16 protein-coding genes are annotated in these 22,636 nt (G+C 73.0%); 7 read left to right on the forward strand and 9 right to left on the reverse strand.

Annotation, left to right across the window (positions count from 1 at the left end):
- Positions 1-83: 83 nt before the first annotated feature.
- Positions 84-1,436, forward strand: coding sequence for an amidase family protein (locus tag AH6_RS05335; RefSeq protein WP_169807800.1), 1,353 nt, complete (start codon positions 84-86; stop codon positions 1,434-1,436).
- Between the two features lie 39 nt (positions 1,437-1,475).
- On the opposite strand, the gene AH6_RS05340 is transcribed toward AH6_RS05335, so the two are convergent.
- Positions 1,476-3,545 (reverse strand): MMPL family transporter, encoded by a 2,070-nt coding sequence (locus AH6_RS05340; RefSeq protein WP_067474426.1) that lies wholly within the window; start codon positions 3,543-3,545, stop codon positions 1,476-1,478.
- 74 nt (positions 3,546-3,619) lie between these two features.
- On the opposite strand from AH6_RS05340, the gene AH6_RS05345 reads away from it, so the two are divergent.
- The 4 genes from AH6_RS05345 (at position 3,620) to AH6_RS05360 (ending at position 14,096) form a co-directional block, all read left to right on the forward strand.
- Complete coding sequence (locus AH6_RS05345) at positions 3,620-4,255, forward strand: hypothetical protein (RefSeq protein ID WP_067474429.1); 636 nt, start codon at positions 3,620-3,622, stop codon at positions 4,253-4,255.
- A 139-nt stretch (positions 4,256-4,394) separates the two neighbouring features.
- Positions 4,395-5,915, forward strand: coding sequence for a flavin-containing monooxygenase (locus AH6_RS05350; RefSeq protein WP_067474432.1), 1,521 nt, complete (start codon positions 4,395-4,397; stop codon positions 5,913-5,915).
- 110 nt (positions 5,916-6,025) lie between these two features.
- The gene (locus AH6_RS05355) at positions 6,026-13,630 is read left to right on the forward strand and encodes a type I polyketide synthase (RefSeq protein WP_067474434.1); all 7,605 of its coding nucleotides are present in this window, start codon (positions 6,026-6,028) and stop codon (positions 13,628-13,630) included.
- A 280-nt stretch (positions 13,631-13,910) separates the two neighbouring features.
- Entirely contained in the window at positions 13,911-14,096 is a 186-nt protein-coding gene (locus AH6_RS05360) for a YegP family protein (protein ID WP_067474438.1), read from the forward strand.
- A gap of 78 nt (positions 14,097-14,174) precedes the next feature.
- Here AH6_RS05360 and AH6_RS05365 read toward each other — a convergent pair whose 3' ends face one another.
- Entirely contained in the window at positions 14,175-15,011 is an 837-nt protein-coding gene (locus AH6_RS05365) for a helix-turn-helix domain-containing protein (RefSeq protein ID WP_067474441.1), read from the reverse strand.
- Positions 15,012-15,038: 27 nt separating this feature from the next.
- Positions 15,039-15,800 carry an NAD(P)H-binding protein gene (locus AH6_RS05370; protein WP_067474444.1) on the reverse strand — a complete coding sequence of 254 codons (762 nt, stop codon included), beginning with the start codon at positions 15,798-15,800 and terminating at the stop codon, positions 15,039-15,041.
- Between the two features lie 122 nt (positions 15,801-15,922).
- Between AH6_RS05370 and AH6_RS05375 the strand changes: the two genes are divergently transcribed.
- On the forward strand, positions 15,923-16,885 hold the full coding sequence (locus tag AH6_RS05375) for an alpha/beta fold hydrolase (protein WP_083982243.1): 963 nt from the start codon (positions 15,923-15,925) through the stop codon (positions 16,883-16,885).
- 131 nt (positions 16,886-17,016) lie between these two features.
- Here AH6_RS05375 and AH6_RS05380 read toward each other — a convergent pair whose 3' ends face one another.
- Positions 17,017-17,496, reverse strand: coding sequence for an iron chaperone (locus AH6_RS05380; RefSeq protein WP_067474447.1), 480 nt, complete (start codon positions 17,494-17,496; stop codon positions 17,017-17,019).
- 57 nt (positions 17,497-17,553) lie between these two features.
- Positions 17,554-18,009, reverse strand: coding sequence for a carboxymuconolactone decarboxylase family protein (locus tag AH6_RS05385; RefSeq protein WP_067474450.1), 456 nt, complete (start codon positions 18,007-18,009; stop codon positions 17,554-17,556).
- A 175-nt stretch (positions 18,010-18,184) separates the two neighbouring features.
- Here AH6_RS05385 and AH6_RS05390 point away from each other — a divergent pair, with 175 nt between their 5' ends.
- Complete coding sequence (locus tag AH6_RS05390) at positions 18,185-20,668, forward strand: tetratricopeptide repeat protein (RefSeq protein ID WP_067474453.1); 2,484 nt, start codon at positions 18,185-18,187, stop codon at positions 20,666-20,668.
- Between the two features lie 12 nt (positions 20,669-20,680).
- On the opposite strand, the gene AH6_RS05395 is transcribed toward AH6_RS05390, so the two are convergent.
- The 4 genes from AH6_RS05395 to AH6_RS05410 form a co-directional block, all read right to left on the reverse strand.
- Positions 20,681-21,604, reverse strand: a complete 924-nt coding sequence (locus AH6_RS05395; protein WP_067474456.1) for a hypothetical protein — start codon at positions 21,602-21,604, stop codon at positions 20,681-20,683.
- Between the two features lie 69 nt (positions 21,605-21,673).
- Positions 21,674-21,970, reverse strand: coding sequence for a hypothetical protein (locus tag AH6_RS05400; RefSeq protein WP_067474459.1), 297 nt, complete (start codon positions 21,968-21,970; stop codon positions 21,674-21,676).
- 76 nt (positions 21,971-22,046) lie between these two features.
- Positions 22,047-22,241 carry a hypothetical protein gene (locus AH6_RS05405; RefSeq protein WP_067474462.1) on the reverse strand — a complete coding sequence of 65 codons (195 nt, stop codon included), beginning with the start codon at positions 22,239-22,241 and terminating at the stop codon, positions 22,047-22,049.
- Positions 22,242-22,304: 63 nt separating this feature from the next.
- A complete protein-coding gene (locus AH6_RS05410; protein WP_067474465.1) occupies positions 22,305-22,592 on the reverse strand; it encodes a hypothetical protein in 288 nt (95 codons plus the stop codon).
- Positions 22,593-22,636: the final 44 nt, after the last annotated feature.

Raw genomic sequence — 22,636 nt, forward strand, 5'->3', positions numbered from 1 at the left:
AAAACGCGACGGAAGGGGTCGGCATGGGCAACGATCCTGCACTTTGGGGAGTGGCCGAAACGGCTGCCTATATTCGCCGTGGAGTGATCTCCTCCTCCGAATACACCCAGGAACTCCTGCGCCGGTGCCGACGGCGGGAGGCGCTGAACGCCTTCATCACACTCGATCCCGACGCGCTGCTCGCGCGGGCACGGGAAGCGGACCGCCGCCGCGACGGTGAACCGGGCCCCCTTTACGGAGTGCCGCTGGCCGTCAAGGACAACATCGACGTCGCCGGTCAGGTCACCACGGGCGGGACGCCCGCCCTCCGCGACCACGTGGTGAACCGGGACGCGGAGACGTGGCGGCGCCTGCGCGTGGCGGGAGCCCTTCTGCTGGGCAAGACGAACATGCACGAACTGGCCTTCGGCGTCACGGGCAACAACCGGGCGTTCGGCCCGACGCTCAACCCGTGGGCGGCCGACCGGACCGCCGGTGGAAGCAGCAGCGGCACCGCCGCCGCAGTGGCGGCCCGTCTGGCACCCGCCGGTCTCGGCACCGACACCGGCGGTTCCGTCCGCATCCCCGCCGCCCACTGCGCCACGGCGGGCCTGCGCCCGAGCCGTGGCCGCTACGGGCAGCACGGCGTGCTGCTGCTGTCCCGCACGCGCGACACGGTCGGCGTCATCGCGCGTTCGGTCGTGGACATCGCGTTGCTGGACTCGGTCATCGCCCCTTCGCCGGGGCACGCCGGTCGGACCGCTCCGGCGCTCCCCTGGCCCGGCGTCCGGCTCGGCGTCCCGCGCCGCCCCTTCTGGCGGGATCTGGACCCGGCCACCGCCGCCGTGGCCGAACGAAGGCTCGACGACCTGAGCCGGGCCGGTGCCGTCCTGGTGGAGGCGGACCTCCCCGACCAGGTGATGGAGCAGGTGCCGGAAGCCGGGATGGCCATCGCGGAGTACGAGGCCCGCCGCGAACTGCCGTACTACCTCGCCCAGACGCCTCCCTCGCCGACCTATGACGAGTTGGTCGACCAGATCGCCGATCCCGACGTGCACGCCCCGCTCGGCGGCGCGGCGAACACCCCGCCGTCGGCCTACCAGACGGCATGCCGCTCGGCCGTGCCGCTGTTCGAGGCCACGCTGACCGACTACGTCCGCGCCCATCGACTGGACGCCCTGGTGTACCCCACCTGCCCGGTTGCGGCGCAGCCGGTGGGGCACGACGAGACGGTGCGGCTGAACGGACGCGACGCTCCCACCTTCGCCACCTACATCCGCAACACCGATCTCGCCAGCGTCATCGGCTGGCCCGCCCTGGCCCTACCCGCCGGGCTGGGCGACGACGGCCTGCCCGTCGGGCTGGAGCTGTGCGGTCCGCCGCACTCCGACCGACGCCTGCTACGTCTGGGGACGGCCTGCGAGGGCCTGTGGGAATGGCCGTCGGCACCCGACTGAACAACCACGCTCCCCGCCGCCCGGCGCGCCCCGGCCCGCTCACCGCGTGGGTTGCGGCAACACCCGGACCAGCACGGCGGGCAGCCACCAGTTGCGCCGCCCCAGGAGCTGCATCAGCGCCGGGACCAGCACCAGCCGGATGACGGTCACGTCGATCGCCACCGCGACGGCGGTCGCGAACGCGATCTGCCGCAACTCCAGGCGGTGGCTGGTCAGCAGGGCGGCGAACGTGACGATCATGACGGCGGCGGCCAGCGTGATGGTGCGGGCGGTGTGCCGCAGGCCGTGGGCGACGGCGGCGGTGTTGTCCCCGTGCTCGCGGTGGTGCTCGGCGATGCGGTGGACCAGGAACACCTCGTAGTCCATCGACAGGCCGAACACGATGGTGAACACCGCCACCGGCAGCAGCGCGTTGACCGGCGCGCCGTCGAACGCCAGCGAGGTCAGGCCGAGGGCCGCGGCGACGGCCAGCACGTTCAGCAGCACCGCCTTGACCGGCAGCAGCACGCTGCGCAGCGCCGCCACCAGCAGCACCAGCGAGCAGCCCAGCACGAGGACGCCGAGCCGCCACAGCCGCTCCATGCTCTCGCCGGTCAGGTCGGCCAGCATGGCGGTGGGCCCGCTGACCAGCAGCGGCTGCCCGGCGGGCAGCGACGCCGCGCCGTCCCGGCGGAGGTCGTCCAGGAGGAGGGCCGAGTCCGGCCGGTCGGGAGGTTGCGCGGTCGCGAAGAGCACCATCGTCAGGTCGCGGCCGTTGTCCAGGGCCGCCGTCAGCGTGAAGCGAGGGTCGGCCTCCAGCTTCGCGGTCAGGCCGAAGGTGTCGACCGGGCCCGCGTCGGCGGCGTGCGGGAGCAGCAGGTACTCCAGGGAGGCCATGCCGTCGCCTTCCATCTGGGCCAGGAACCGCCCGGCCTCGGTGTGGGCGAAGGAAGGCCGGTCGTAGTCCATGCCGAAGCGCATCCCTAGCGCCGGAAGGGCCGCCAGCGCCAGCACGGCGGTGCCCGCCGCGAGGTAACGCCAGGGGTGGCGCATCAGATGCCGCGCCCATCGTGCCCAGCCGCCCTCGTCGTCCCCGGCGGACGCCGTGCTCCCGTACCCGGCGACGATCCGGTCACCGAAGGCCGCCAGCAGGGCGGGCAGCAGCGTCACCGCGACCGCCGCCGCGACCAGGGCCGCGACGACGGCGGGCACGGCCAGCGTCTTGATCAGGTCGGCGCGGACCGTGAACATGCAGCACGCCGTGCAGATCACCGCCAGCCCGCACCACAACACCGTGCGCCCCGCCGTGGCCATCGCCAGACGCACCGCCCGGCGACGGTCCGCGCCCGCTTCGACGGCCCGGCGGAAACGCAGCAGCACCAGCAGGGCGTAGTCCAGCCCCAGCCCCAGGCTCGCCGAGCACGCCACCGTCAGCATCAACGTGTCCAGGCGCAGTCCCCACACCAGGTGCGCCACGGTCAGCACGCCCACGGCGACCACGGTCGCCACCCCGGCCATCACCAGCGGCACCAATGCGAGCCGCAACCTGCGCAACCCGGCCCACAACACCAGCAGCGCCAGCGGTGCCGCGATGAGTTCCGCGCGCTGAACGTCGGCGAGGTCGGCGTCCTTGACCTCGGTGAACACCGGCGAGACGCCGACCAGACCGGCCCGCACCCGGCCCTGCGACGCCTGGGCCACGCGGTCGCGCAGCGCGGCCTGCTGTTCCGGCAGCCGCCGGTAGCGCGCCGCCTCGTCGCCGTGCAGCCCGGCCAACACGTACAGGTGGTGCGAGTTCTGCCGGGACGTGGGCGGAAGCGCCTGCACGCCGCCGACGCCGGGCCGGGCGGCCAGCGCGGTCAGCCCGGCCGCCACCGCCCGCAGGTAGTCCGGGTCGTCGGCGTCCAGCACCGGCGAGTCGAAGGCGACCACCACCTGCTCGTCGCCCCACTGCGGGAACCCCCGGCCCAGCAGTTCGGCGGCCTGCGCGGAGGGCGATCCCGCCACGCGCAGCGACGGCGCGCCCAGAGCGCCGAGCAACGCCGGGACCAGCGCCAGCGAGCCCGCCGCCAGCACCAGCCACCCGATGATGACGAACCAGCGGCGGCCCGGCGGAGACGACTCGGCCACAACCCCTCTTCTCGCATTGTCACAGGGAGTGCCTAAGCTACTCCTGACAGTGATCACCTTGAAAGAGGGAGCCCATGTCCACCCAGTCCGGCACCGACCATCCCGCCCCCGGCGGCACCGCCCGGGGACGCTTCCGCCGCCTCGCCGCCGCCACCGGCCTCGCCGCCGCCCTGACCACGGCCATGGCGCTTCCCTCGGCGGCGGAACCGGCGGCCGTCCCCACGCCCGGGACGGTGACGGCGATCGACGCCGCGTCCCTGACCTGCGACGTGACGACCGAGCCCGGCCACCCGGTGACGTTCTCGCCCGCCGTGGGCCTGCTCCCCCGCAGGGTCACCGTCAGCGGCAGGGCGGTCCTGGACGACTGCTCCTCTCCCAGCGGACGGCACCAAAACATCGACCACGGCCGCCTGATCGGCCGTGGGACCGCCCTCGCCTCCTGCACCAAGGCGCGCGACATCACCGGGCAGGCGGCCATCACCTGGTACGACGCCAGGGGCCGCGACCTGGGCATCACCACCATCAAGCCCAACACCGGGCAGGTCGTCGGCTACAACCCCGGCGACGCCCTGCTGAGCGGCACCGCCACCTCCGGCCCGCTGACCGGGAAGAACGTCCGCGGCACCGCCACGCCGACCAGCGACACCAGCCGCTGCGCCCTGCTCGGCCAGTCCGCGATCCACGGCAAGGGAAAGATGACCTTCTCGTAAGGGCCGGACACCGGCGTGCGGGCACACGCGGGATCTTTCGAGGTGGGACGGCGGGCGGGGAGGCGATGAGGGCTGAGCGCAGGACATCGTGCGCCGGTCCCGGCGGCGTCCCCACCGCCGTCGTCAAGGGAGAGCACACATGACTCCGGCGTCCGTTCTGATCATCGGTGCCGGGTTCTCCGGTCTGGGCACCGCCATCCGCCTGCTCCAGGCCGGGATCGACGACATCGTCGTCCTGGAGCGCGCCGACCGGATCGGCGGGACCTGGCGGGACAACACCTATCCCGGCGCGGCCTGCGACATCCCGTCCCTGCTGTACTCCTACTCCTTCGCCCCGAACCCCGACTGGTCGCACACCTACGCGGGCGGCGCGGAGATCCTCGCCTACCTCCAGGAGGTCGCTGACTCCCACGGGCTGGGCAAACACGTCACCTTCGACGCCGAGGTCACCGGCCTCGCCTTCGACGAGGCCGCCGGGAGCTGGACCGCGACCACCGCCGACGGCCGCGACTTCACCGCCCGCACCGTCGTCATGGCCACCGGACCGCTCGCCGACGTCCACCTCCCGCGCCTGCCCGGCGTCGACGACTACACCGGCCACCTCGTGCACAGCGCTCGCTGGGACCACGACCATGACATGACCGCCGAGCAGGTCGCGGTGGTCGGCACCGGGGCCAGCGCCGTGCAGATCATCCCCGAACTCGTCGGCGCGGCCGCCGGGGTCACGGTCTTCCAGCGCACCCCCGGCTGGGTCCTGCCCCGGTTGCGGCACCGCCGCTCCGCAGCGAGCAGGAAGGTCTTCCGCGCGCTCCCCGCCGTCCAGCGCGCCGCGCGCAACGCCTGGTACTGGCTGCACGAGTCGGTGGCGCTGGCCCTGGTGTGGGTCTCGCCGTTCACGCTGCTCGTCGAGGCCGCCGCCCGGCTGCACCTGCGCTGCGCCGTCCGGGATCCCCGGCTGCGCCGCCGTCTCACCCCCGACTTCCGGGCGGGCTGCAAACGCATCCTCATGTCCAACGCCTACTACCCGGCCCTACAGGCGTCCAACTGCACGCTCGTCACCGAGTCCATCGCCGCTCTGTCCCCCGACGGCATCCGCACCACCGACGGCGTCGAGCGCCACTTCGACCGCATCGTGTTCGCCACCGGGTTCGACGTGCACAAGACCGGGACGCCCTTCCCGATCATCGGCTGCGACGGCCGCGTGCTCGCCGACGAGTGGACGCGGGGCGCGCGGGCGTACAAGAGCGTCAACGTCGCGGGCTATCCGAACCTGTTCTTCACCTGCGGCCCCAACTCCGGCCCCGGCCACAACTCCCTGCTCGTCTACGCCGAGGCCCAGATCGGCTACATCACCCGGGCCATTCGCATGATCCTCCGTCGTGACCTGCTCCACCTGGACGTCAAGCCCCACGCTCAGGACACCTACAACCGGCGCATCCAGCGATGCCTGGCCAGGACCACCTGGAACTCGGGCTGCCGGAGCTGGTACCTGACCGACGACGGTTTCAACGCGACCATGTATCCCGGCTTCGCGACCCAGTACGAACGCCAGATGGCCCGGATGGACCTGCGCGCCTACCACCTCCGGCCGAGAGTCGGCGAAGAGCCTGGTGGCCGGTGGTCCGCGGCGGGGGCGGAGGCCTGCGGCGTGGCCGATTGACACATGATCAGCCCACCCCGAACGTGATCATGCACTCACCCTGAGTGAGAGCCCGGGAGTCTCGCCAGCACGCGGCCCGTCCCCGGCGGACACGAGCTGGAGGACACGACATGACCGCGCACGACACGGCCCCGCACGGCACGGCCCCGCACCAGGAGGCGGTGGCGATCGTGGGAGTGGCGTGCCGGTTGCCCGGCGGCGTCAACGACCTGGACCAGCTGTGGGAGGCGTTGCGCGACGGCCGCGACATGGTCGGGCGGGTTCCGGCCGACCGGTTCGACGTCGACCGGTTCGTGGACGAGTCGATGCCGCGTCGGGGCAAGAGCTACACCGCCGCCGGTGGTTTCCTGGAGGACCTGGCCGGATTCGACGCCGGTTACTTCGGGATCTCACCGCGCGAGGCCGCGCAGATGGACCCGCAGCACCGGCTGCTGCTGGAGGTCGCGGTCGAGGCGCTGGACGACGCAGGCGTCGATCCGGCCACGCTGGCCGGGACCGACGCGGCCGTGTACATCGGCATCTCCGACGCCTCCTACGGGGCGATGCAGATGTTGTCCACCGACGTCGTCAACCCTTACACCATGGCGGGTGCGGCCTCGTCGATCGCGGCCAACCGGTTGTCGCACTTCCTGGACCTGCGCGGCCCGAGCATGGCGGTGGACACCGCTTGCTCCTCGGCGCTGGTCGCCCTGGACCGCGCCTGCAAGACGCTCCTGGAGGGCACGAGCCGCACGGCACTGTGCGGCGGGGCCAACGCGCTGCTGAGTCCCTACCACTACATCGGGTTCTCGCAGGCGTCGATGTTGTCGCCAACCGGGCATTGCCATTCGTTCTCGGCCAACGCTGACGGCTACGTGCGGTCCGAGGGCGCGGGCCTGGTAGTGCTCAAGCGGCTGGCCGACGCGCTGGCCGATGGTGACCGCGTGCACGGCGTCATCCTGGGCAGCGCCGCCAACAGCGACGGCCGCACCATGGGCCTGGCACTCCCCAATGCCGACGCTCAAGAGGAACTGCTGCGGAACGCCTACGGGCGAGCGGGCGTGCACCCCGACGAGCTGGTGTATCTGGAGGCGCACGGCACCGGCACCCCGGTCGGCGACCCGATCGAGGCCCACGCCATCGGCCGCGCCCTGGGCGTGAACCGCCGCACCGGCGCGCTGCCGATCGGCTCGGTGAAGACCAACCTGGGACACCTGGAACCGGCCTCGGGCATGGCGGGGCTGTTCAAGGCCCTGCTGGTGCTGCGGCACGGCCTGATCCCGGCGTCTCTACACGCCGAGACGCCCAGCCCCGACATCGACTTCGCCGGGCTGAACCTGGCCCTGGCCGCCGAGCCCACACCGGTGGCCCCGGTCGCGCGTCCGGTCGTGGGCGTCAACTCCTTCGGCTTCGGCGGCACCAACGCCCATGTGCTGGTGGCCACGCCGCCTTCCGCGCAGCAGCCGACCATCGAAAGCACCGGCTCCGAGGCAGCGGGCGAGGCCCTGCCGGTCCTGGTGACGGCACGATCTGAAGCGGCGCTGGCCCAGGCCGCCGCGCAGATGGCCGACCGGCTGGCCGACGCGTCGCAGGACGACTTCTACGACATCGCCTACACCGCGTGCCGACGACGCGCCAAGCACCCCTACCGCGCCGCCGTCCTGGCCACCACCGCAGCCGAGTCCGCCGACCGGTTGCGCGCCGCTGCGGCCGACGGCACCGCCATCAAGGCGATGGGTGACGGCCGGGTGGCGTTGGTGTTCTCCGGCAACGGCGCGCAGTGGGCGGGCATGGGCGCCGACCTGCTGCATGATGCGGTGTTCCGGTCGGCGGTCGAGGCGGTGGACGCCGAGCTGGCCCCGTATCTGGGCTGGTCGGTGGCCGAAGAGATGGCCCTGCCGCCCGCCGGGTGGCGGTTGTCGGCCACCGAGGTGGCCCAGCCGATGTTGTTCGCCGTCCAGGTCGGCCTGGTGCACATGTTGAAGGCGCGCGGCATCACCCCGGCCGTGGTGGTCGGTCACAGCGTCGGTGAGGTCGCCGCCGCCTACGCCGCCGGAATCCTGACGCTCGCCGACGCCGCGCGCGTCCTGGCCGAACGCAGCCGCGCCCAGGCCCCCACCGCCGGAAACGGCCGGATGGCCGCGCTCGGCCTGCCCCGTCAGGAGGCGGAGGAGGTGCTGGCCGCCCACCCCGGGATCGAGATCGCCGCCGTCAACACCGCCGGGCACATCACGGTGTCCGGTCCCGCCGACCAGTTGAAGGCGCTGGCCGACGAGATGGCCCGCCGCCAGGTGGTGTTCCGGGAACTGGACCTGGACTACGCCTTCCACAGCGCCGCCATGGACGGGGCCTGCGACACCCTGGTGGACAGGCTCGCAGGACTGGCACCGGCGGCCGGGCACACCCCGTTCGTCTCCACCCTGACCGGCGGCCCGATGAGCGGGACCGCCCTGGACGCCGACTACTGGGCCCGCACCGTCCGCGAACCCGTCCTGTTCGCCCCCGCCATCGACACCCTGCTGGACCAGGGCATCGAGCTGCTGGTCGAGATCGGTCCGCACCCCGTCCTGCGCCCCTATCTGCGCCGCGTCATCGCCGCCCGCACCAAGGGCGGCAAGGGCACCGGCGCGCTCACGCTGCCGACGCTGCGCCACGGCGAGGACGGGATCGAAGGCGTCCACGCGGTGACCACCGCCGTCACGACACTGATCGCCGCCGGTGCCGACGTGGACTGGCACCACTACTTCCCACGCCCCGGGCGCGTGGCGGAACTGCCCGCCTACCCCTGGCAACGCGAACGCCACTGGAGCGGCGGGCCCGACTCCTGGGTACGCTCCCTCGGCGACGGCCGCATCGACCATCCCCTGCTGGGCGAACGACTGCCGATCCTGGACCCCACCTGGTACGGCCGCGTCGAGCCGGTGCTGGTGCCCTGGCTGTCCGGCCACCGCATCGACGGCGCGGTCGTCATGCCCGCCACCGGCCACGTCGAGATGTTGCTGGCCGCAGGCCGCCGCGCGTTCGACGCACCCGCCGAAGTACGACACCTGGAGATCACGCGGCCCCTGATCGTCCCCTGGGGCGACGAAGGCGGCGTCCACCTCCAGGTCTCCCTGTCGGCCGAGGACGGCGTGGGAAGCGTCGCGGGCGGTGAGGCGGGCGGCCGTGGCCTGACGCAGTATGCGCGGGCCCGGGTCCGGCGGTTGCTCGGGGACCGGCCACAACCCCTGGACCCGGCGGTGCTGCGAGCCCGCATGGGCGAGGCGAACGACGCCGCGGACTTCTACTCCCGCACCGAACGGCTCGGCTTGCAGTACGGCCCCGCCTTCCAGGTGCTGACCGAACTGTGCCTCGGCGACGGCGAGACGCTGGCCGCCTACCACCACCAGCCCGGCACCGACCGTCACGACGACCGGTACGAAGTGCACCCGGCGCTGCTGGACGGGGCGCTGCAAGCCGGATTTCCGATGCTGGCCGACCTGTCGGGCGACGGGCGAGGATATCTCCCCGCCCGGATCGACGCGGTGCGCGTCTGGAGCAGCCCCCAGGCGCGGGGACTGGTCCACGTGCACCATCGCAGCCGCACCCAGACCGAGGTGTGCTGGGACATCACCGTCACCGACGAGGACGGCGCCGTCGCCGTGGAGATCCAGGGTTGCCGGTTGCGCCGCTACGACGGCAGGCGGCACACGCCGCTGACACACAACCATCTCGAACTCCGCGCCGCGCCCCGTCCCGCCGAACCGGCCGCGCCCAGCCCGCTCCCTTCGTCGGGCCGACTTCTGGCCGAGGCCGGTGACCGGATCGCCGACCTGCGCGCCGACTGGCACCGGTACGACTACGGCCGGGGCGCAGCCACGCTCCTCCAGATGAACGCGCACTGCACCGCCGAGGCCATCGGCGGCATCCTCGGCACGCCGGACGAACCGTTCGGCGTCCAGGACCTCATCGACGCGGGGATGCGCCCCGTCTACCGCCGGTTGATCGAGACCGCGGTCCCGGTGATGGAGCACCACGGCCTGGTGGCGACCGAGGGGCCGGGCCGGTGGCGGCTGACCGGCGACCGGCCGCGGACGCGCGAGCTGCTGCGCGAGATGATCTCGGAACATCCGGCGAACATCAGCGAGTCGGCGCTGTCCTCCCGCGCCGCCCAGCACCTTCCCCAGATCCTGCGCGGCGAGTGCGATCCCCTGGACCTGCTGGCCCCCGAGGGGGCGATGGAGGGACTCGAACAGTTCTACGACCTGTCCCTGATCCTGCGGTTCCACAACCGCATCGCCCAGGAACTGCTGCGCCAGATCGTCGCGCGATGGCCGCACGACCGGCCGCTGCGCGTCCTGGAGATCGGCGCGGGCACCGGTGCCCTCACCGCCGCCCTGCTCCCCGTCCTGCCGGACGAACGTACCCGCTACACCTACACCGACGTCTCCCCCTTCTTCTTCAAGCGCGCCCAGAAACGGTTCGACGCCTACGACTTCGTCGACTACCGCACGCTGGACCTGGACACCGATCCCGACGAGCAGGACTTCGCGCCAGGAACCTTCGACGTCGTGGTGGCCGGCCACGCCCTGCACACGGCCGGGGACCTCACCTCGGCGCTGCGGCGCGTTGCCGGGCTGCTGGCACCTGGCGGCCGGTTGCTGGCCGTGGAGCCCCACGACCCGCAGATGCTGGCGCTGCCCTTCGGCGTGCTCGACAGCTTCTGGAAGATCGACGACCCGGAGCTGCGTCCCGGGTCCGCCCTGCTGGCCCGCGACCAGTGGACGCCGCTGCTCCGGCAATGCGGCTTCACCGACGTCGAGCAGACCGGCGACGACCGCGAGCCGTGCCGCGACGACTACTCGGTCATCCTGGCCACCATGGCTGCCGAGCGCCCCGCCGTGCCACCGGCGGCGGCAGATGCACCCGGCGACGCGCGCTGGCTCGTCATCACCGAATCAGACCAGGAGGAGTCGCTGGCTCGGCAGGTCGCCGCGTGCTTCCGGACCGCAGGCCAGCACGCGGTCGTCAGCGATGCCGGTACCGGCATCGACGCCGCCGCCCTGGACGACCACCTGGCCGGCGGCGGCGATGACGCCTCCATCGTGCTCATCCTGGGCACCGGCGACTCGGATCTTGACGACCTCGTTCCACGGACCACCCGCCGCGCAGCGATCATGCGCACCGTCGCGCTGGCCAGTGCCCACCACCGCACCGGCGAAGTGACGCGGTTCTGGCTGGTCACCCGGCCCAGCGGGGTGCAGCCCCCGCCCGAGAAGGCGCTGGAGCCAGCCGACGCCGCGGCGTGGGGCGTGGCCCGCACGCTCGGCAACGAGGAGCCGGGCCTACAGGTGCGGTGCGTGTCGTTCGACCGCACCGGCGAGCCCGACGCCGACGCCCGCCGCCTCATCTCCGAGCTGACCGCGCCCGACGAGGACGACGAGGTCCTGCTGACCACCGGCGGACGTTTCGTGCCGCGCGCGGTGAGCCTGGCGGCCGGTGCGCAGACCCGTGCAAGCGGCCAGCGGAACGCACCGGCCTACCGCCTGGAGGTCCGCGACCCCGGCCTGTTCCACCGGCTGGCCTGGGTCGAGTCGGACCCGCTGCGGCTCGGCCCCGGCGAGGTCGTCGTCGACGTGGCCGCCGCCGCGCTGAACTACCGCGACATCATGAACGTGACCGGGCTGCTGCCCGCCGAGGCGACCGAGGACAGCTTCTTCGGGCAGGGCATCGGCATGGAGTACGCCGGGACGGTCGCCGGCGTGGGACCGGGGGTGACCACGGTGAAGCCGGGTGACCGCGTGGTCGCCCTGTCCCCGGTCACCATGGGCACCCAGGTGTCCACCAGCGAGCACACGGTCTCCCCCATTCCGGACACGATGTCCTTCACCGAGGCGGTGACCATGCCGGTCGCCTTCCTCACCGTCCACCACGCGCTGGACCGGCTGGCGCGCGTCCGGCCCGGCGAGACGGTCCTGGTGCACGGGGCCGCCGGAGGGGTCGGCATGGCGGCCCTGCAATACGCCGAGCACACCGGGGTCCGCGTCATCGCCACCGCCGGGACGCCCGCCAAGCGGGACCTGCTGCGCGCCATGGGCGTGGAGCACGTCCTCGACTCCCGCGGCCTGGACTTCCAGCATCAGATCATGGCGCTGACCGGCGGCGTCGACGTCGTCCTCAACTCGTTGTCCGGCGAGGCCATCGCCCGCGGACTGGAGACGTTGCGGCCCGGCGGCCGGTTCGTCGAGATGGGCAAGCGCGACATCTACGAGAACCGGCACCTGCCGCTGCGGGCCTTCGACCGCAACATCACCTTCGCCGCGATGGACCTCAGCACCCTCACCGACGATCCCGAGCTCATGGGCCCCTGCTACCAGGAGATCGCCGCCCGGACGGCGGCCGGGGCCTACCGGCCCCTGCCGCACCGGGTGTTCCCGGCGGCGCGCGTGCAGGAGGCGTTCCAGCTGCTCCAGCACTCCCGCCACACCGGCAAGGTCGTCATCGCCTTCGACCCGCTGGACGAGGCCCCGCAGGTCGAGCGGCGGCACCGGCGGCCAGAGCTGAACCCCGACGCCACCTACCTGGTGGTCGGCGGGCTAAGCGGCTTCGGGGCCGCCACCGCCCACTGGCTGGCCGACCTCGGCGCCCGCCACCTGGCGCTGGTCGGCCGCCGCGGCACCACGACGCCAGGCGCGGGGGACCTGCTGGACGGGTTGGAGGCCCGCGGCGTCGCGGTCGCCGTCCACGCCGTCGACGCCACCGACCTCGACGCCATGCGCGCGGTGCTCGACGGCATCGACGCCGACGGGCACCCGCTACGCGGCGTCGTGCACTCGGCGATGCTCGTCGACGACGATCTGCTGGTCGACCTGTCCGACGACCGGCTAGCCGCCTCCCTGGCCCCCAAGATGGCGGCGGCGGCCGTCCTGGACGTCCTGACGCGCGACCGCGAGCTGGAGTTCTTCCTGATGTACTCCTCCTCGGCCGCCTTCGTCGGCCAGGTGCGCCAGGCCAACTACGTCGCAGGCAACCTCTACCTGGAAGCGCTGGTGCGCCAGCGCCGCCAGGCGGGACTGCCCGGCCTGGCCATCGCCTGGGGGATGCTGGGCGAGACCGGGTACATCGTCCGCCACGACATGGCCGACAACATGGCCCGGCTGGGCATCGAGGCGATCTCCAACGACGAGGCGTTCACCGCCGCCGGTCGGCTGCTCGCCGACGACCACGAGGTGACCGGGTTCGGCCGCTACGACTGGGGCCGCCTCCGCGAACTGGTCAGCGGCCTGGTCGGGCCCCGGTACGGCCGGCTGATGCCGCCGCTGTCGCGGGTGAGCGGCCGGACGCGCGAGGACCTGGTGCGGGAGCTGGCCGGGTTGCCCGCCGCCGAGGCGCTGGAGCGGGTCGCCGGGTACCTGGCGGCGTTCCTGGCCGAGGTGTTCCAGATGCCCTCCGAGCAGCTCGACCATGACCGGCGGCTGGACGAGTACGGCATGGACTCCCTCATGGGCGCCGAACTGCTGGTGATGTTGCGCGAGCAGTTCGGCCTGGAGATCCCGCCCATGGAACTGGTCCGCAGCGCGGGCACGATCACCGAGCTGTCCCGCATCATCCTCACCCGCCTGGGCCTGACGACCGCCGAACCGAAGCCCGCGACCACCCGCGCCCTGCCCGACGCCGCGCAGCCGGTCCCGGTCATCCCCGCGCAGCTGTCGGACCCGGAACCGCAGCAGGCACTCGTGCCCGCGGACCTTCCGTGACCCACTGACCGGCGATCCGTTCGTCAGCCTGGAGCTCGTGCACGACCCCGCCAGGCCGGTCACGGACACCAGCGCGATCAACCACCTCGTCGTCCAGGTGGACGACCGCCGACCGCCGATTTCGGCTGACGGATGGTCCGCGGCTCCCGGCTTTGGAGGCCTTTGCGGCAATACCAGCCAGTATGGGCGCTCTGCGGGGAATGAAGATTCTTCGCCGGGGCAAGCACCTCAGACGTCGGCGGCGCGGCAGGCGCGCCGCCCGGAGTCCGAGGAGATGACGATGGCGGGCAAGTTCGTGGTCAAGAAGGGCACTACCGGCAAGTTCCACTTCAACCTGCTCGCGACCAACGGCCAGGTGATCGCCAGCAGCGAGAGCTACGAGAGCAAGGCCGCGGCGCTGAACGGGATCGAGTCGGTGAAGAAGAACGCGCCCAACGCCGCGGTCGAGGACCAGACCGCCGGTTGATCCGTCCGCCGCGAGGTGCGGCGACCAGGCGGCCAGATCGGCGCCGCGCGTCGCGCCGCGGTCGGGCGCCTGGCCGCCTCATCGCCGCCCCGGCCGCCGAGGATCGGGCCAGGCGAAGTCGTCGATCGCCAGCCAGGGCATGCCGACCACGGTCGCCGGGGTCGTCCCGGTGAACGCCATGACGTCGCGATGCAGGTGGGACTGGTCGACGTAGCCGCTCTCCGCCGCCACGCGGGCCGCGGCCTCGCCCACGACCAGGCGGTGCGCGGCGTGGTCGAAGCGGACCAGCTTCGCGGCGCGTTTGGGCGGCAGGCCGATCTGTGCCCGGAACCGGGACCACAGGCGTTTGCGGCTCCAGCCGAGTTCGGTCGCCAGCCGGTCGATCCGGGCCAGGCCGCGGCTGGCGACGATGCGGTTCCAGGCCCAGGCCACTTCCGGGTCCACGGACGGGCTGGCGTCGCTGCGGCGGGCGAGGAACTCGTCCGTCAATGCGAAGCGGTCTTCCCAGGCAGACGTAGCGTTCAGTCGTTCGCGGAGCTGCGCCGCCGTCCGGCCCCAGAGGGCGTCGAGAGGCACCACCGCGCCGTCCAGATCGGCTGGTGAGACGCCCAGGACGGTATGGGCGATCACCGGGGACAGGCGTATCTGCACGGCCTCGAAGTGTTCGCCTCGCACCCAGTGCGCGCCGGATCCGAAGCCGAGTCCGGCGGCGAGGCTGCCCTGCTGCTGCCGTCCGGCGGCGTCCGCCACGATGAGAGGGCCAGCGCCGAACTCCAGAGCCAGGGTCACGCCCGGATGCGGGATGACCCGATGGCCAGCGGGGGCCACGCCACGGTCGCGGAAGCCCGCCATGCTGACGCCTGGCAACCGGCTGGGCCGTCCCGGACGGGCGACGTCCCACGCAGTGGACCGCATCGCCACATTTTAGAACCGTGGCCCGTGCTACGGGAGACGGCCCCGCAGGTGCTCCAGCATCGACACGGCGGGGCGTCCGAGCACCTTCTCCAGGTCAGGGCTCTGGTACTCCATGCTGCCCGCGCGCACCTGGGCGTTGAGCCAGGCCATCGCGCCCGGTCCGGCGTCGGGGACCTCTCGGTAGGGCACGCCCAGCGCCTCCGCGACGGCGGGGTAGGTCCACAGAGGTCCGGTGAAGTCGTAAGCGCGGCCGATGTGCCCCTCACCCGTCAGGACGTTCGCCGCCGCCTGGGCCAGGTCGGATCGGAACGCGGTGTTCAGGCCCCGGCCGCCGGTGCTGCTCGTCAGCTCACCGTCGGTGACCTGGGGCACGAAGGCGTCGCCGTAGTAGGAGTGGCGCAGGATGGTGTGCGGCAGGCCGCTGGCGGCCAGGGCCTTCTCGGTGACGTGGTGCGCCTCGGTGGCACCGGCGGCCTGGGTGCCCGCGCCGAGGAGGCTGGTGTAGACGACCGCGCCGGCTCCGGCCTGCTCGGCGGCGGTGATCGCGTTCTGGTGGTGGCGGATCCGGACGGCCGGGTCCAGCTCCGGCGAGGAGATCAGCAGGAGCCGGTCCGCCCCCGCGAACGCTTCGCGCAGGCTCGCCGGATCGTCGTAGTCGCCCCGCCGCACCGGCACGCCGTCCGGGGCGCGGGCGGGGTCCCGGACGGCCGCGACCACCTCGGCCCGGTCGGACAGCGCGGCGACGGCCAGGCGGCCGAGCGCTCCGGAGGCGGCCGAGACAACGATCATGACGCTCCTCAGGATGGACGGTCCGCCCATCCAACGCCGTCGAGATCATCCGGTGCCACCGAATTAACGCACCGGAACATTTGTCCAAGCCGCCGGTGTGCGGGGCGGGCGACGGTGGCCGCATGGTCACTTCATGGGGAACCGGCGGGTCCGTCCGCCGGAAGCGTCGCGTCATCGTTCCGGTCGGTCTCCTGCTGGTCGCCGGGCTGCTCGTGGTGAACGCGGTGGTCGTGTCGCGGCAGGAGGCCGACGCCACGGGGGACTCGCTGCTGTTCGTTGACGGCGGGCGGGTCCACGTTCGTCAGGACGGTCCCGCCGACGGGCCGGTGCTCGTGTTGATCCACGGGCTCGCCGGGTCGACGCGCTGGTGGGACTCGCTGGTCCCGCTGCTGGCGAAGTCGCACCGCGTCATCCGGGTCGATCTGCTCGGGCACGGCCGGTCGGCGAAACCGGGCGGCGGGGGTTACACGATCCCGGAGCAGGGACGTCGCGTCGGCGCGGTGCTGGACCGGCTCGGCGTCAAGCAGGCCGTGGTGGTCGGGCACTCCACGGGCGGATCGGTCGCCACCGCTCTCGCGGAGCAGCGCGGTGATCTGGTGGCGGCGCTCGCGCTCCTCGACTCCGGGCCCCGCAGCGACGCCTTCATCTCGGACGGGTTCGTCGGGCGGCTCTTGTTCGTGCCCGTCGTCGGGCAACTGTTGTGGCGGCTCCGGAGTGACGGGATCGTCCGCCGGGGGTTGAGCACGGCGGTCAGCCGCAGCGGTTACACGATCCCTCAGCAGCTCGTCGAGGACGTGCGCGGCATGACCTACCACGCGCTCACCGCGACCTCGCAGGCGTCTGACCGCTACCTGAAGCAACGCCCGCTGCCGCGTCGCCTGGCGGGCCTCGGCAAGCCGCTGCTGGTGCTCTTCGGCGTGGAGGACCGGCGCTGGCGTGCCTCGTCCGCCGCCGACTACCGCGCCGTGCCCGGGGCGCGGGTCGAGCTGCTGCCCGGCGTCGGGCACTCCCCCATGCTGGAGGACCCGGCGCGGACCGCCGGACTCCTCGGGGACTTCGCAGCCCACACCGCGCGAGCGCGGTGAACAGCGGCCACGACGTCTGGCGGGAAGCGCCGCAGGCGTTCTTGGAGATCCTGCTTCAAGGCGAATAACGACGGTACGACGGCCGGATGCCCGGGAACCGTGTCCCGGGCATCCGCGGCCATCCGGGCTCTTCAGCCCGCCGCCTGCTTCACCAGGGCGCTGATCCGCGCCTCGTTGTCGGCGGTCAGCTCCGTCAGGGCGAAGGTCGTCGGCCACATCGTGCCGTCGTCGAGGGTGGCCACGTCGTTGAAGCCGAACGTGGCGTAGCGGGTCTTGAACTTCTGCGCGCTCTGGAAGAAGCAGAGCACCTTGCCGTCCTTGGTGTAGGAGGGCATCCCGTACCAGAGCTTCGGCTGCAGGGCGGGGGCGGCGGCCCGGACGATCTCGTGCAGGCGCTCGGCGAGCACGCGGTCCCCGTCCTCCATCTCGGCGATCTTGGCGAGCACGTCGCGCTCCGCCTCGGCGGCCTTCTCCGCTGCCTTGCCCGCCCGGGTGTCGCGGCGCGCGGCCGCCTTCAGCTCCTTCGCGTGCTCCTTCATCGCGGCGCGCTCGTCGTCGGTGAAGCCGTCGAACTTCTTGTCGGTCGCGGTGGTCTTCGGCGCTGCGCTCATGATGGTGCTCTCCTTGTGTTCCGTCGTTCGATGGGGTCGGGGCGGGTGCGGGGCGGCTCAGCCCCAGGCGCCGGCGATCTGGCGGGTGGGGGCGTTGAGGCGGTTGAACAAGTTGGTGACGCCGATCATCAGCAGGATCGCGGCAAGCTGCTTCTCGTCGAAGTAGGTGGCGGCGGCGTCCCAGGTCGCGTCGTCCACGGCGTCGGTGCGGTCGGCCAGCCGGGTGGCGGCCTCGGCCAGCGCGAGGGCCGCGCGCTCCTCGTCGGTGAAGTAGGGGGTCTCGCGCCAGGCGACGACGGTGGCCAGCCGCTCCTCGCCCACCCCGGCCTTGCGGGCGGTCTTGACGCCGCCGTCCACGCAGGCGGCGCACCCGTTGATCTGGCTGACCCGCAGGTGCACCAGCTCCAGGATCTCCCCGGTCACGCCGCCGGAGTGCACGGCCTTGAAGAGTTCCTGGATGGGCTGCATCGCGCCGGAGAGGACGACGGCGGGGTTCTGCATCCGAGCCTGCATTTTCGGTCTCTTCTCTGTCGGTGCCCCGTTCCCTCCGGGGCATGACCCCATCACAGCCGCCAGGGCCTACGATGACGACGGCGGTGGGACAGAGTGGGACAGACGAGACGGCTCTGAGCAGCGGTTATCCCGTCCCCGGAACTTCCGCCGCCGTGGGACGGAGAGGCGGGGGACGATGGCGGTGCAACAGCCGACGGGCAAGGGCGACCCGCAGGAGGAGCTGGCGGCCCGGCTCCGTCTGCTCCAAGAGCTGTCGGGACTCGGCGTGCGCGCCCTCGCGCGGGACACGGGCCTCAGCTCGTCGTCGTTGTCGCGCTACCTCAGCGGCCAGACGTTGCCGCCCTGGCCCGCCGTGCTGGCGCTCTGCCGCATGGTCAAGCGCGACCCCCGCCCGCTGCGCCCCCTGTGGGAACAAGCCTCCAACGCCCTGCCCGCGCCGCCCAAGACCAGCCGCCAGATCCATCCCCCGTCGCCGCCCGCCGGGGTGCCGCGCCCGCCGCGCAACGACCTGCCGCGCGACGCGCCCGACTTCACCGGCCGCGAGGAGCAGCTCGCCGCCGTGCTCGACGCGGTGCGAAGCGACCGCGTGGTGGCGATCGACGGCATGGCGGGCGTCGGCAAGACCTGCCTGGCGGTGCACGCCGCGCATCAGCTCGCCGCCGACTACCCCGACGCCCAGCTCTACGTCGACCTGCACGGCTTCACCGCCGGGCGGGAACCGCTCGGCGCCGACCCCGCGCTGCGCACCCTGCTCGCCGCGCTCGACGTGCCGTCGGAGCGCATCCCGCAGGAGGGCGGCATCGAGCCGCTGGCCGCCTGCTGGCGGTCGGAGCTGGCGCACCGGCGGGCCGTGGTGGTGCTCGACAACGCCGCCGACGCCGACCAGGTCCGCCCGCTGCTCCCCGGCGCGGGCCCGTCCGTCGCGGTGGTCACCAGCCGCAACCGGCTGCTGGGTCTGGACGAGGTGCCGCCGGTGTCGTTGGAGGCGCTGACCCCGCAGGAGAGCGCCGAGCTGCTGGCCCGCGCCAGCGGCGACCCGGGCGGCCCCGAAGGGCGGCTGGCCCGCGACCCCGACGCGACCGCCGAGGTGTTGCGGTTGTGCGGGCACCTGCCGCTGGCGTTGCGGCTGGCCGCCGCGCGGCTGCGGCACCGGCCGGGCTGGACGGTCGGCATCCTGGTCGAGCGGATGGCCGAGGGCGCGACCGAGTTCGACACCGCGTTCGCCATGTCCGTGCGGCAGCTCGACCGGGCGCGGCAGCGCTTCTTCCGGCTGCTGGGCCTGGTGCCCGGCTCGACCTTCGACGAGCACGTGGCGGCGGCGCTGGCGGGTGTCCCGCTGCGCGACGCCCGGATGATGCTGGAGGACCTGCTCGACGCGCACCTCGTCCAGCAGCCCGCCGCAGGCCGCTACCGGCTGCACGACCTGGTCCGCCAGCACGCGCGCCGGGCCGCCGCCGAGCAGGACTCCCCCGCCGAGCTGGAGCAGGCGCTGCGCCGGGTGCTCGACTACTACGTGCACGCGGCGGCGGCCGGTGACGCCGCGATGTCGTACCTGCCGCCCAGCCAGGAGGTCACGGCGGGCCCGCCTCCGGCCGAGCTGCCGACGTTCGCCGACAAGCACGCGGCGCTGTTCTGGTTCGGCACCGAGTACGGCAACCTGATGTCCGTCTTCGGGGCGGCGGTCGCCGCCGGGGCCGACACGCACGTCTGCGAACTGCCGCGCTTCATGCGGGCCTTCTTCGCGCGACGCTGCGGCACCACGCACCTGAACGTCCTGTTCGAGCACTCGCTGGTGGCCGCGCAGCGCTTGGGCGATCCGCTGCAACTGGCCGAGGCGCACAGCGACCTGGGCTTCGCGCGCTACAACGCGGGCCGGATGGCGGAGGCGGGCGCCGCCTACGAGGCCGCGGCGCCGCTGGTGTCGGAGGCCGGGAACACCAGGTCAGAGGCCGAACTGACCATGCGCCGGGGCTACCTGCGCTGGGACGAGGGCAACGTCGAAGAGCCGCTCGACCTGTTCCGGATGGCGGGCGAACTGTACGCGTCCGCGGGCTGCCCGACGGGCGCGGCGCACGCGAAGGCGTACGAAGCCTGGGCGATGCTGCAACTGGGCCAGCGCGAGCAGGCCGCGCAACTGGCGCGCGCGGCGCTGGACGTCCCGTCCACCGACCCCGCCTGGCCGCCCACGCTGACGGCCCGGATCACCCTCGGCGTCGCCATCGCCGACGAGGAGCCCGACGCGGCGATGGAGCACCTGGAGCAGGCGCTCGCGCTGGCCCGCGAGGACGGGCACAAGCACAACGAGGCGTGGTGCCTGAACTGCCTGGGCGTCGCGCTGCGGCGGGCGGGCAGCTTCGAGGAGGCGCTCGCCGCCCACCGCCGGGCGTTCGCGCTGCTGGACGAGCTGTTCGAGGAGCACTGGAAGATCCATTTCCTCGACGGCTACGCCGAGACCTGCCGCCTGGCGGGCCTGCCCGACGAGGCCCTGCGGCTGCACCGGCACGCGCTGGAGCTGGCCCCCAGGCTGGGCTATCGGTACGCGGAGGCGCTGGCCCACGAGGGCATCGCCGCCGTCCTCGACGAGACGGACCCGGCCACCGCCGCCGAGCACCGCGCGGCCGGTCAGGCCATCGTGCGGGAGCTCGAACCGGCGGGCTGACGCCAGATCGCCTCACTGCATGTTCTGGACCCAGGAGACGTTCAGCGCGGCGGCGAGGCCGACGTGGTGCAGGATCTCCGGACTGCCGTCCTCCAGGTGCAGCACCCAGTCGCGGCGTCCGCGCCGGGCCAGCGCGCCCACCCGCTTGCCGTGCTCGTTCCGGATGCCGAACGCCCAGAACGACGACAAGGACTCGGCGACGAGGGCACCGGCGGGACGGCCGGTCGCGTCGACCACGTCTCCCCCGGGCAGGTCCCCGGACGGCCGGTGCAGCACCGCGCGAGCCGAGCCGTCGGGGGCCAGCAGGCACAGGTCGGCGGCGCGGCCGTCACCGCCGCGCCGCCGCACGACGAAGACCGGCGTGCCCGCGCTGTCGGCGACCGTCATGAACTCGCGGTCGGCGCGCGGGGCCCGGGTGGGTCTGGCGTCCTCCTTGAGCGCCCGCCGCTCGGGCAGTTCCGCAGGCCGGTGCCCGGACGGCCGCTCCGACCAGCCGGACCGCAGCACCGGCCGGCCGTCCTTCCGCGTGACGACGTCGCCCTGGATGCGCAGCGTCGTCCCGCCCTCGGCGGCCAGGAGCTGTTCGGCGAGCCGACGTGCCCGACCGCCGATCCGCCGCATGCCCACGGCGATCCCGCCGATCGCCGCCAGCGTGGCCACCGGGAAGACGAAGCTCACCAGGAAGAAGTGGTCGCCGACCAGCCGGACTCCGCCACGAGGGGTGAGCCGGACCTCGACCTCCTCACCGGGGCTGCCCTTGGGCAGGCTCGCAGTGCCGCTCCGGCCGTCCTCGGTCCGCCACGTGACCTGGCAGGACCTCGACCGTCCCTTGCTGCAACCCTCGACGCGGGCCACGGCCCGGTCGTCCTTCACGTAGGTGGAGGTCTCGTAGAAGGGCCAGGCACAGGCAGCGACGACCACCAGGGCCCCGGTCATGAGCAACAGGAGGCTTCTCAGCGACATGGGAGCTTGGACGCCGCTGTGGGAGAAGCGGTTTCGCCGGGATCAGGGACGTGGTGATTCGCGGGTCCAGGGACGTTCGTCGCGACGGCGGCCCATCGCGGCGGCGCAGCGCGGGCACAAGCGCTGGATGTAGTCGGCCGAGCCGCCCGACTCCGGCTGGACGTCCTGCCAGGCGACGTGCGGGAAGCGCAGCAGGCGGCTGCGGCTGAGCGCCAGCCCGCACAGCGTCTGGTTCGTTCCCTGGAGCCAGGCGTGGGCTTCGCCGGAGGGGAGGCGCTGGCCGTCGGGGTCCGTCCAGGTGCCCGAGGCCGCCACCGATGCCTGCTTGGTCTTGGCCATCGGGACCACCTCCCTGAGGATCAGTAGGACGGCGCGGCGGAGGAACGCATCCCTCCCCCGCGCCGGTCCTCCGGAGTCACGAGCCGGTGAGTTCTTCCCGGCTGATGCCCTGCTCGGCCATCTTGTCCTCCAGCTCCGCGCCGAGCGAGGGACGCGTGTCGGGCTTGCGCCTGGGCTTCTCGGCGGCCCGGCGGTCCGGGTCACCGCCTGGACGCGTCACGACCTGGTCGGCGTCGCGGGTCTTCGGGTTGTTCTCTTCGGGCGTGGTCATGCTGGTCCCCCTTGGCGGCCCGTCCTGGGGCGGCGGGCCGGTCGTGCAAATCGGTGCTGCGGGCTAGTCGCGCGGAACGTCGTCGTCCTCGTCACCGCCACGGGCGAGGGCGGGGTCGATGTTGTCGGGCACCGGCTGCCCCTCGGTGCGGCCGAAGCCGCCCGCGGGCTGGCCCCCACCCGTCGTGCCCGTTCCGCCGATCATGCCCGCGGTGTCGGCGTCGGCCTCCTCGCGCGAGATGTGGCGCGTCGCGCGGACGCCGGGACGGCGGTTCCGAAAGCGCGGGTCGTCCTCGGCGTGGCTGGCCAGCTCCTCGGCGAGCTCTCCGGGGTCCTTCTCGTTTCGGTCCATACCGGCCGCCTACCCGCTCGATCGCGGGATACGCGCGCCCCAAA

It is taken from the genome of Actinomadura hibisca NBRC 15177, assembly GCF_001552635.1.
GTDB lineage: Bacteria > Actinomycetota > Actinomycetes > Streptosporangiales > Streptosporangiaceae > Spirillospora > Spirillospora hibisca.